General features: G+C 70.4%; 10 protein-coding genes. 6 read left to right on the top strand and 4 right to left on the bottom strand.

Going from position 1 to position 7,671, the window contains the following annotated elements; translation table 11 throughout:
• Nucleotides 1-323: 323 nt before the first annotated feature.
• Nucleotides 324-956 carry a hypothetical protein gene (locus tag MFF42_RS02205; protein WP_238254324.1) on the bottom strand — a complete coding sequence of 211 codons (633 nt, stop codon included), beginning with the start codon at nt 954-956 and terminating at the stop codon, nt 324-326.
• A 59-nt stretch (nt 957-1,015) separates the two neighbouring features.
• Nucleotides 1,016-1,558, bottom strand: coding sequence for an invasion associated locus B family protein (locus tag MFF42_RS02210; protein WP_238254325.1), 543 nt, complete (start codon nt 1,556-1,558; stop codon nt 1,016-1,018).
• A gap of 235 nt (nt 1,559-1,793) precedes the next feature.
• On the opposite strand from MFF42_RS02210, the gene MFF42_RS02215 reads away from it, so the two are divergent.
• Nucleotides 1,794-2,213: a hypothetical protein gene (locus tag MFF42_RS02215; protein ID WP_238254326.1), complete on the top strand. Its 420-nt coding sequence runs from the start codon at nt 1,794-1,796 to the stop codon at nt 2,211-2,213.
• A 172-nt stretch (nt 2,214-2,385) separates the two neighbouring features.
• On the opposite strand, the gene MFF42_RS02220 is transcribed toward MFF42_RS02215, so the two are convergent.
• Nucleotides 2,386-3,111, bottom strand: a complete 726-nt coding sequence (locus tag MFF42_RS02220; RefSeq protein WP_238254327.1) for a M48 family metallopeptidase — start codon at nt 3,109-3,111, stop codon at nt 2,386-2,388.
• 94 nt (nt 3,112-3,205) lie between these two features.
• The gene (locus MFF42_RS02225) at nt 3,206-4,450 is read right to left on the bottom strand and encodes a polyhydroxyalkanoate depolymerase (protein WP_238254328.1); all 1,245 of its coding nucleotides are present in this window, start codon (nt 4,448-4,450) and stop codon (nt 3,206-3,208) included.
• A 158-nt stretch (nt 4,451-4,608) separates the two neighbouring features.
• Between MFF42_RS02225 and MFF42_RS02230 the strand changes: the two genes are divergently transcribed.
• From MFF42_RS02230 to MFF42_RS02250, 5 genes are all read left to right on the top strand, one after another.
• A complete protein-coding gene (locus MFF42_RS02230) occupies nt 4,609-6,003 on the top strand; it encodes an ActS/PrrB/RegB family redox-sensitive histidine kinase (RefSeq protein ID WP_238254329.1) in 1,395 nt (464 codons plus the stop codon).
• 36 nt (nt 6,004-6,039) lie between these two features.
• Nucleotides 6,040-6,642 carry an ActR/PrrA/RegA family redox response regulator transcription factor gene (locus MFF42_RS02235; RefSeq protein WP_238254330.1) on the top strand — a complete coding sequence of 201 codons (603 nt, stop codon included), beginning with the start codon at nt 6,040-6,042 and terminating at the stop codon, nt 6,640-6,642.
• 182 nt (nt 6,643-6,824) lie between these two features.
• Nucleotides 6,825-7,049 (top strand): hypothetical protein, encoded by a 225-nt coding sequence (locus tag MFF42_RS02240; RefSeq protein WP_238254331.1) that lies wholly within the window; start codon nt 6,825-6,827, stop codon nt 7,047-7,049.
• Between the two features lie 190 nt (nt 7,050-7,239).
• Entirely contained in the window at nt 7,240-7,479 is a 240-nt protein-coding gene (gene purS / locus MFF42_RS02245) for a phosphoribosylformylglycinamidine synthase subunit PurS (protein ID WP_238254332.1), read from the top strand.
• Nucleotides 7,479-7,671, top strand: a 193-nt coding sequence (locus MFF42_RS02250) for a phosphoribosylformylglycinamidine synthase subunit PurQ (RefSeq protein ID WP_238254333.1), incomplete at its 3' end; no start/stop codon positions are given. The genes purS and MFF42_RS02250, both read left to right, overlap by 1 nt.

The following is a 7,671-nucleotide window of genomic DNA, read 5'->3' on the forward strand; positions in this document are numbered from 1 at the left end:
GCCGCCTGCGCGGCGCCGAGCGCGAGCCCCGGCAGCACGAAGCTGTCGCGGCGGCCGTCCGCGCGGAGCAGCCGCAGCAGCGGTCGCTGCGGCCGGGCCCGCGCGGGCAGCGTGTAGGTCAGGACGATCCAGCGGCCCCGCGCCGGATTGCGGAACACGTCCGGCAGGACGAGGCGGCGGTCGAACAGCGGATCATCGGTTGCGGCGAGGGAGAACGGCGTCTCCCGGCCCCGCCACAGGTCCTGCCGGGAGCTCCACCATGAATCAGGGTTGGCGATGCCGGCCTCCGGCGCGTTTCGAGCCGTGCGGCGCGGGCGATGCCGTCATTGGTCGGCGGTCGCCTCGCCCTGCTCCGCCGTCGCGGCCGGCGCGGGCTTGCGGCGGCGCGCGGCCGGCTTCGCCCGAGCCGCCGCGCCGGCCAGCGTCACCTCGATGTCGTAGCCCGTCGCCTTGTCGGCGGGCACGCTCAGATCGTTCTCGATCAGCGTCGCCTCGCCCTGCGCGGCCCCCGCGGGCACCGACACAGCGACACGGTGGGTACGGGCCATGACGGTCTGCTCGTTGTACTTCACGGCGACCGTCACCGGGGCCTCGAAGCGCCCGGCGGCGCCGGCCGGTCCGAGCAGGGCGCGCAGCTCGACGCCGACGCGGACCGCCACCGATCCATCCGGCCGCGCCTTGCACTCGCGGCTGAGCCGGCTGAACACGATCTGGTGCCGCAGGCGCGTCTTGTCCCCGGCGCCTCCGGCGAAGGCCTGGATCGCGGCGCCCCCGTCCGGCACGAAGACCGGCGGGCAGTAGACGTCGTCGGGATCCTGCGCCCGGGGCGCGGCGATGGCGGGTGCGCCCCCCTCGCCGCCGCTGAACAAGTTCTTGAAGAAGCCGCCGGATTCGGCCCGCGCCGCGCCGGGAACGGCCAGCACCACTCCGCCGAAGATGATCAACGCCCTGCGCATCGTCTGAACGCCCCTGCCCTTTCCTGGCGATTCCCCGATCGCTCCGGAGCCGTACGGTCTTACTTGAGCGAGTCGAAACCGGGGCCGAACCCCTTCATCGAGACCGGGATCCCGACGCCCTCCTCCGGCGTCTGGAAGACGATGAAGGTCGATTGCGAGCCGTTGCGCAGAGATTTGATCAGGCCCTCGTCCATCACCACCTCGGCGACGCAGCCCGTGGTCAGGCAGCGCACGAAGCTCGCGCGGCCGATATCGGTCTGGTCGATCTTGAGGCCGAGGCCGGACGGCAGGAGCACGCCGAGCGGCGCCACCACCCGCAGCAGGTATCCGCGGTTGTCGGCGGTCTTCAGCACGATGACGACGAGGTTGAGGTTCGGCCGGTCCTCCGCCGCCACGTACTGCACCAGGGCGCATTGCTCGGCCTTGGCACCGGCAGGCGTCTCGCAGCGCAACTGCCAGTCATCGAAGGTCTTGCGCACGGTTCCCTGAGCCTGCGCGGCGCCGCCTCCGGCCAGGATCGTGGCGACGGTCGCGGCCGCCAGCGCAAGACGGCGGCCCCTCTCCGGCCGAACCGCGCGAACCAGGCCCGCAAACAGACTCATACGAACTCCGATCGATCGCTTTATGAGGCGGCGTCCGGCTCCGGCGGGCGCCCCTCGCGCTGGCGCAGTCGAGGCACCCAGAAGCGCCGCGCGGCGCGGGCGTTGGGACCATGCAGGGTCCCCGGTGTCAAGCAATCGCGGCGAGGGTGTGTCGGGAATGAGGCAAGGCGGCTACCCCTCGGCGTCCCACTGCCCTACAGTAAGGCCAAGCTCTTCATCATTCGAGGAACCCGCCATGCGCCGCCTCGCCTCCTCCCTCGCCCTCGCGACTCTGTTTGTCGCGCTGGGATCCGGAGGTGCCTCCGCTCTGTCCCTGCCGTTCGAGGAATCGGATTACCTGCCGCCCGAGGCCACGACGACCTATGTCGAGCGCTCCCTGAATCATCAGGCGCCGCTCACCATCGAGCACCCGCCGGTGGAGCGGAATCCGCGCGGGCGCCTCCGCGGCGATGCGGCGGCCATTGCCGGCTTCTGCCGGGATGGGGGCACCGTGCTGCGCCGCGACGCGATGGGCCGCCCGACCTATCTCCGCCAGCGCGAGGTCTGCGACAACGTCGCGCCCCGCACGATGTGGCCGGGCCACGTCGATCCGCGTCCGGCCTGGCCGGCGGAGCCGGCCGCCGCGCGCAGCCGGGCCATCGTGACGAAGCACTGAGTCTCTAATGGCTCCCGGTTGATCGCTTCGGATTTCGCTCCACTCCGTCATCGCGAGCGGCAGCGAAGCGATCCAGAGCGCGCCCTGTCCGGAGATGGCGTGCCCTGGATTGCTTCGGCTTCGCCTCGCAATGACGGAAGAGGGACCGAAGCCATCGATCGGATAGCGTATATCAGCCGTAGCGGTGCAGCTCGGAGCCGTGCCGCTTCAGCCAGCGCTCCGCCTCCTCGACATGGGGGCAGAGTTCGTTGGTCAGCGCCCAGAAGCGGGGGGAATGGTTCATCTCTCGCAGATGCGCCATCTCGTGGGCGACGAGATAATCGAGCACCACCGGCGGCGCGAGGATCAGCCGCCAGGAGAAGTTCAGCTCGCCGCGGGCCGTGCAGGAGCCCCAGCGACTGCGCGTGTCGCGCAGGGTCACCCGCGCCGGCCGCCGGCCGAGCCGGGCCGCGTAGACCGCCACCGAATGCGACAGGTCGCGCCGCGCCTCGCGCATCAGGAACTCGCGGACGCGGCGCGGCATGTGGGCCGGATCGCCAGGCACGGCGAGCGTCGCGCTCGCGGGATCCGCCTCGGCGGTGCCGCGGCCCTCGCGCGGCACGATCCGGTGCGGCACGCCGCGCAGGGGGATGAGCGAGCCCGCCGCGAAGGGCACCCGCTCCGGCAGCTTGGCGAGGCGCGCGGCGATCCAGCCGCCGTGGGCCTGGGCGAATTTCTGCGCCGTCGCGAGGGACGAGCGGGTCGGCAGCGTGAGGACCACGGCGCCGGTGGCGCTGGAGACCCGCAGGGTCAGCCGGCGCGCGGTCGGCCGCCGCAGGATGGCGACGCGAAAGGTCTGGCCCGCATGGGCGATCTCGATGTGATCCGGATCCGGCCGTCGCAGCAGCGCGCGCGTCATGGCGGCGAGCCTAGCCGCAGGCGGCCGGCCGAGCCATCCCAGCAATCCCTCTCTCACCGGAATTTCGCCCGTCAGCGATCGGTTCGCACCGCGATCACGCGCTTCCCTCCATCTCCCGCATGAAGCGGGCGATGCGCGGGGCGATGACGGAGCGGAAGCGAGAGCCGTTGAACACGCCGTAATGCCCCACCTTCTCCTGCAGGTGATAGGCCTTGCGGGAATCGGGCAGGTTCGGCGTGAGGTCGAGGGCGGCCTTGGTCTGGCCGACGCCGGAAATGTCGTCGTTCTCGCCCTCGACCGCGAGGATGGCGCAGCGCCGGATCGCCGCGAGATCGACCGGCCGCCCGGCATGGCGCATCCGCCCGCGCGGCAGGGCGTGATCGACGAACACGCTCTGCACGGTCTGGAGGTAGAACTCCGCCGTCAGGTCCATCACCGCGAGGTACTCGTCGTAGAAGTCGCGGTGCTTCTCGGCCGAGTCGCCGTCCCCGGTCACGAGGTGGTGGAACATGTCGGTATGGGCGGTGACGTGGCGATCGAGATTCATCGCCATGAAGCCCGAGAGCTGCAGGAAGCCGGGATAGACCCGGCGCATTGCCCCCGGATAGAGCGGCGGCACCACCGTGATGCAGTTCTTCTCGAACCAGCCCATGCCGCGCTCCTGCGCGAGGCAGTTCACGGCGGTCGGCGAGCAGCGGGTGTCGATCGGCCCGCCCATGAGCGTCATCGAGACCGGCACGTGGTCCGCGTCCGCCGCCTCCATCAGCGCCACCGCGGCGAAGACCGGGACGGCGGGCTGACAGACGGCCATGACGTGCAGGTCCGGCCCGAGGTCGCGGAACATCGCCTGCAGGTAGTCGATATACGTGTCGAGGTCGAAGCGCCCGTCCAGCAACGGCACCATCCGCGCGTCGGACCAATCCGTGATGAAGACCCGATGATGGGGCAGCATCGCTTCGACGGTGCCGCGCAGGAGCGTCGCGTAATGACCCGACATCGGCGCCACGATCAGGAGCTTGGGCTGCGGCTCCGAGAGCCCGGCCGGAAGCGCCCGGTCGAAGGCGATCACGCGGGCGAAGGGCCGCTCCCAGACGACGCGCTCCGAGACCGGAACGCTCTGGCCGTCGATCACCGTCGTCTTCAGACCGAAAGCCGGCTTGCCGTAGCGGCGGGTCACGCGCTCGAACATCTCGAGTGCGGCGGCGGTCGAGCGGGCGTAGGGCCCGTAGGCCAGGGGATTGCCCGGATTTTCGAGGCTGTGCCGGGCCGCGTCCGCCGCGAGCCGGGCCGGCGTCAACATCGCGCGCGCCGTCTCGTACCAGACATACGCCAGATCCATCTCGACACTCCCCGATTCGGCCCGCGGGTCGACCGTCACCGCATCGATGTTATCGAATGTTGCTGGCGGAGAAACTTGTCAAAACCGCGCGATGCGGTCCGAGCATCTGTGGACAGGCCGGTGGACGCGTTCCCGGGCAGCCCTATCGTAGCCGCACCATGATGGATGCGGCCCACGAAACCCTGACGCCGACGGGCCGCCACCTGCGGCTCGACACCTTCGTCCGCCTGCGCTGGCTCGCCCTCACCGGGCAGAGCGCGGCGGTCGTCGGCGCTCAGTTCGGCCTCGGCCTCAACCTGCCCTTCGGTTGGTGCTTCCTCGTCATCGCCGCCTCGTGCTGGCTGAACCTCGCGCTGCGGATCCGCTTTCCCGCGAGCTACCGGCTGAGCGACGATTCGGCGGCGCTTCTGCTGGCCTTCGACATCGTCCAGCTCGCGGGCCTGCTGTTCCTCACCGGCGGGCTGCAGAACCCGTTCTCGCTCCTGTTCCTCGCGCCCGTGCTGATCTCGGCCACCGCCCTGCCGCCGGAGCGGACCCTGGCGCTCGGTCTGCTGGCGGTCGGTCTCGCCACCCTGCTCGCCCTCGTCTGCCGCCCCCTGCCCTGGTTCGCCGACGGGCGGATCGAGCTGCCCTTCCTCTACGTCTCGGGGGTGTGGACCGCGATCCTGCTCGGCACCGCCTTCACCGGCGTCTACGCGTGGCGGGTGGCGGAGGAGACGCGCCAGCTCGCACGCGCGCTGGCCGCGACGGAGCTGGTGCTCGCCCGGGAGCAGCACCTGTCGCAGCTCGACGGGCTCGCCGCGGCGGCGGCCCACGAGCTCGGCACGCCGCTCGGCACCATCATGGTCGTCGCCAAGGAACTCGACCGGCAGCTCGGCCCCACCGCCTCGCCGGCCATCGCCGAGGACCTGAGCCTGCTGCGCGATCAGGTCGACCGCTGCCGGGGCATCCTCTCCAAGCTCACCTCCATGGGTGAGGAGACCGAGGAGGGCGAAAGCTTTCTCCAGACCGTCACCCTCGGTCATCTGATCGAGGAGCTGGTGGCGCCCCAGCGCGCGCTCGGCATCGCTGTCGACGTCTCCAAACAGGGCGAGGGGGCGGAGCCGGTCTGCCGCCGCAATCCCGGCGTGATGTTCGGGCTCGCCAACATCCTCGACAACGCCGTGGATTTCGCCGAGTCGCGGGTTCTGATCGAGGCCCGCTGGAGCGCCGAGCGCGTCACGCTGACGATCCGCGACGACGGGCCGGGCTTTCCGAGCGAGGTGCTGCTGCGGGCCGGCGAGCCCTACGTTACAACCCGGAGCCGCGACCGCTCCCGCAACCCCGACGAGGCGGGCGGCGGCCTGGGCCTCGGCCTGTTCATCGCCAAGACGCTGATCGAACGCTCCGGCGCGCAGCTTCTTCTCTCGAACATGACGGAGGCCGGAGCGCATGGCGCCCTGGTGCGGGTGACTTGGGCGCGTCACGTTTTCGAGAGGGAGGCGATTGCGCCCCATCGCGTTGCGCACAATTCTCTGCGACCCCTAACGGAACGCGATGCCGCACCCATATAATGCACATAGATGACACGAACCGACGAGGAGCGCCGCATGCTGACGCAGAGCGGGACGACGGTGCCAGGCTCGGACACCGCCTTTCTTTCCGATTCCGATCCTCTTTCCGCCTTCAGCGATCGCAGCCTGCTGATCGTTGACGACGACAAGCCGTTCTCGACCCGCCTCGCCCGGGCGATGGAGTCGCGCGGCTACGAGGTGCACGTGGCCGAGAGCGTCAGCGAGGGCGTCGCTGCCGTCGAGACCAAGGCGCCGGCCTTCGCCGTGATCGACATGCGGCTCGGCGACGGCAACGGCCTCGACGTGATCGCCCGCCTGAAGGAGCGCCGCCCCGAGGCCCGCGGCGTGATCCTCACCGGCTACGGCAACATCGCGACCGCCGTGACGGCGGTGAAGCTCGGCGCCTTCGACTATCTCGCCAAGCCCGCCGACGCCGACGAGATCCACGGCACGCTGATGGCCCAGCCGGGCGAGCGCGCCGACCCGCCGGAGAACCCGATGTCGGCCGACCGGGTGCGTTGGGAGCATATCCAGCGGGTCTACGAGTTGTGCGGGCGCAACGTCTCCGAGACGGCCCGGCGCCTCAACATGCACCGCCGCACGCTCCAGCGCATTCTCGCCAAGCGCGCGCCGCGCTGACGGGCACCGCGACGGTTTGACGACTCGGACGGCCGGCGGGACACCGCCGGCCGTTTCATTTTCCGGTCAGATCGTGCCAACCATCTCTCGAACGGGCGGAAGACCGTCCGCAGGAACGGTTGCGCCGGGCACCGGGCTCAGGCTAGTTCGCCTTTCAAAGGGTTGGACAGGCTTACGCGGGTATGCGGAACCTCATCACGATACTCGGCCTGATGGTGCTGGTGGGCACGGAAGTGTTCGCCGCAGCCATCGCGGCCGGCTGGGCGCTCGCCGGACTGCTCGATCTGGGTGACCGTGTCGGTCACGTGCTCATGGCGCTGTTCAGCCTCGTCGCCGCCTGGATCATGGTCCAGCTCTGGCGCCGCGCGACCGAAGCCGAGCCGATCGGACCGGCCAAGCGCCGGTAGAGGGAGTTCCCGCGGTGACGCAGTCACGAAATCGCGATAGAACCTCCCGCAACGAGCGGCTGACCGGCCCCCCTCGGATCGCGCCGGCAAATCCGGCCTCCCTGCACGCGGTCGCGCGCGGTCCGCTCCGTCCCCGGCCCCACCGTCCCCTCACGGCGCGGCTCGCCGATTTCCCGAACGAGTACCTGCCATGAAAGCCCGCATCGTCGTCACCTTGAAGACCGGCGTTCTCGATCCGCAGGGGAAGGCGATCGAGGCGGCGCTGAAGTCGTTCGGGATTCAGGAGGTGTCGGGGGTGCGCCAGGGGAAGGTCTTCGACCTGGAGGTCGCCTCCGAGAACCGCGAACAGGCCGAGGCGACGCTGAAGGCCGCCTGCGAGAAGCTCCTCGCGAACACCGTCGTCGAGAATTACACCGTCGAGATCGCCTGATGCGCGCCGCCGTCGTCGTCTTTCCGGGATCGAATCGCGACGGCGACGTGGCCCGGGCGCTCCGCCGCTCCGGCGCGGAGGTCGTCAGCGTCTGGCACGCCGACACGGAACTGCCCGCCGGCACGGACCTCGCCGTGGTCCCGGGCGGCTTCTCCTACGGCGATTATTTGCGCTGCGGCGCCATCGCCGGCC

This window comes from Methylorubrum podarium (genome assembly GCF_022179745.1).
GTDB classification, from domain to species: Bacteria; Pseudomonadota; Alphaproteobacteria; order Rhizobiales; family Beijerinckiaceae; genus Methylobacterium; species Methylobacterium podarium.

Coding starts and splice junctions, on each gene's coding strand:
- MFF42_RS02230 (WP_238254329.1), top strand. CDS start 4,609: ATGATGGATGCGGCCCACGAAACCCTGACGCCGACGGGCCGCCACCTG.
- MFF42_RS02210 (WP_238254325.1), bottom strand. CDS start 1,558: ATGAGTCTGTTTGCGGGCCTGGTTCGCGCGGTTCGGCCGGAGAGGGGC.
- MFF42_RS02235 (WP_238254330.1), top strand. CDS start 6,040: ATGCTGACGCAGAGCGGGACGACGGTGCCAGGCTCGGACACCGCCTTT.
- MFF42_RS02225 (WP_238254328.1), bottom strand. CDS start 4,450: ATGGATCTGGCGTATGTCTGGTACGAGACGGCGCGCGCGATGTTGACG.
- MFF42_RS02220 (WP_238254327.1), bottom strand. CDS start 3,111: ATGACGCGCGCGCTGCTGCGACGGCCGGATCCGGATCACATCGAGATC.
- MFF42_RS02215 (WP_238254326.1), top strand. CDS start 1,794: ATGCGCCGCCTCGCCTCCTCCCTCGCCCTCGCGACTCTGTTTGTCGCG.
- MFF42_RS02205 (WP_238254324.1), bottom strand. CDS start 956: ATGCGCAGGGCGTTGATCATCTTCGGCGGAGTGGTGCTGGCCGTTCCC.
- purS (WP_238254332.1), top strand. CDS start 7,240: ATGAAAGCCCGCATCGTCGTCACCTTGAAGACCGGCGTTCTCGATCCG.
- MFF42_RS02240 (WP_238254331.1), top strand. CDS start 6,825: ATGCGGAACCTCATCACGATACTCGGCCTGATGGTGCTGGTGGGCACG.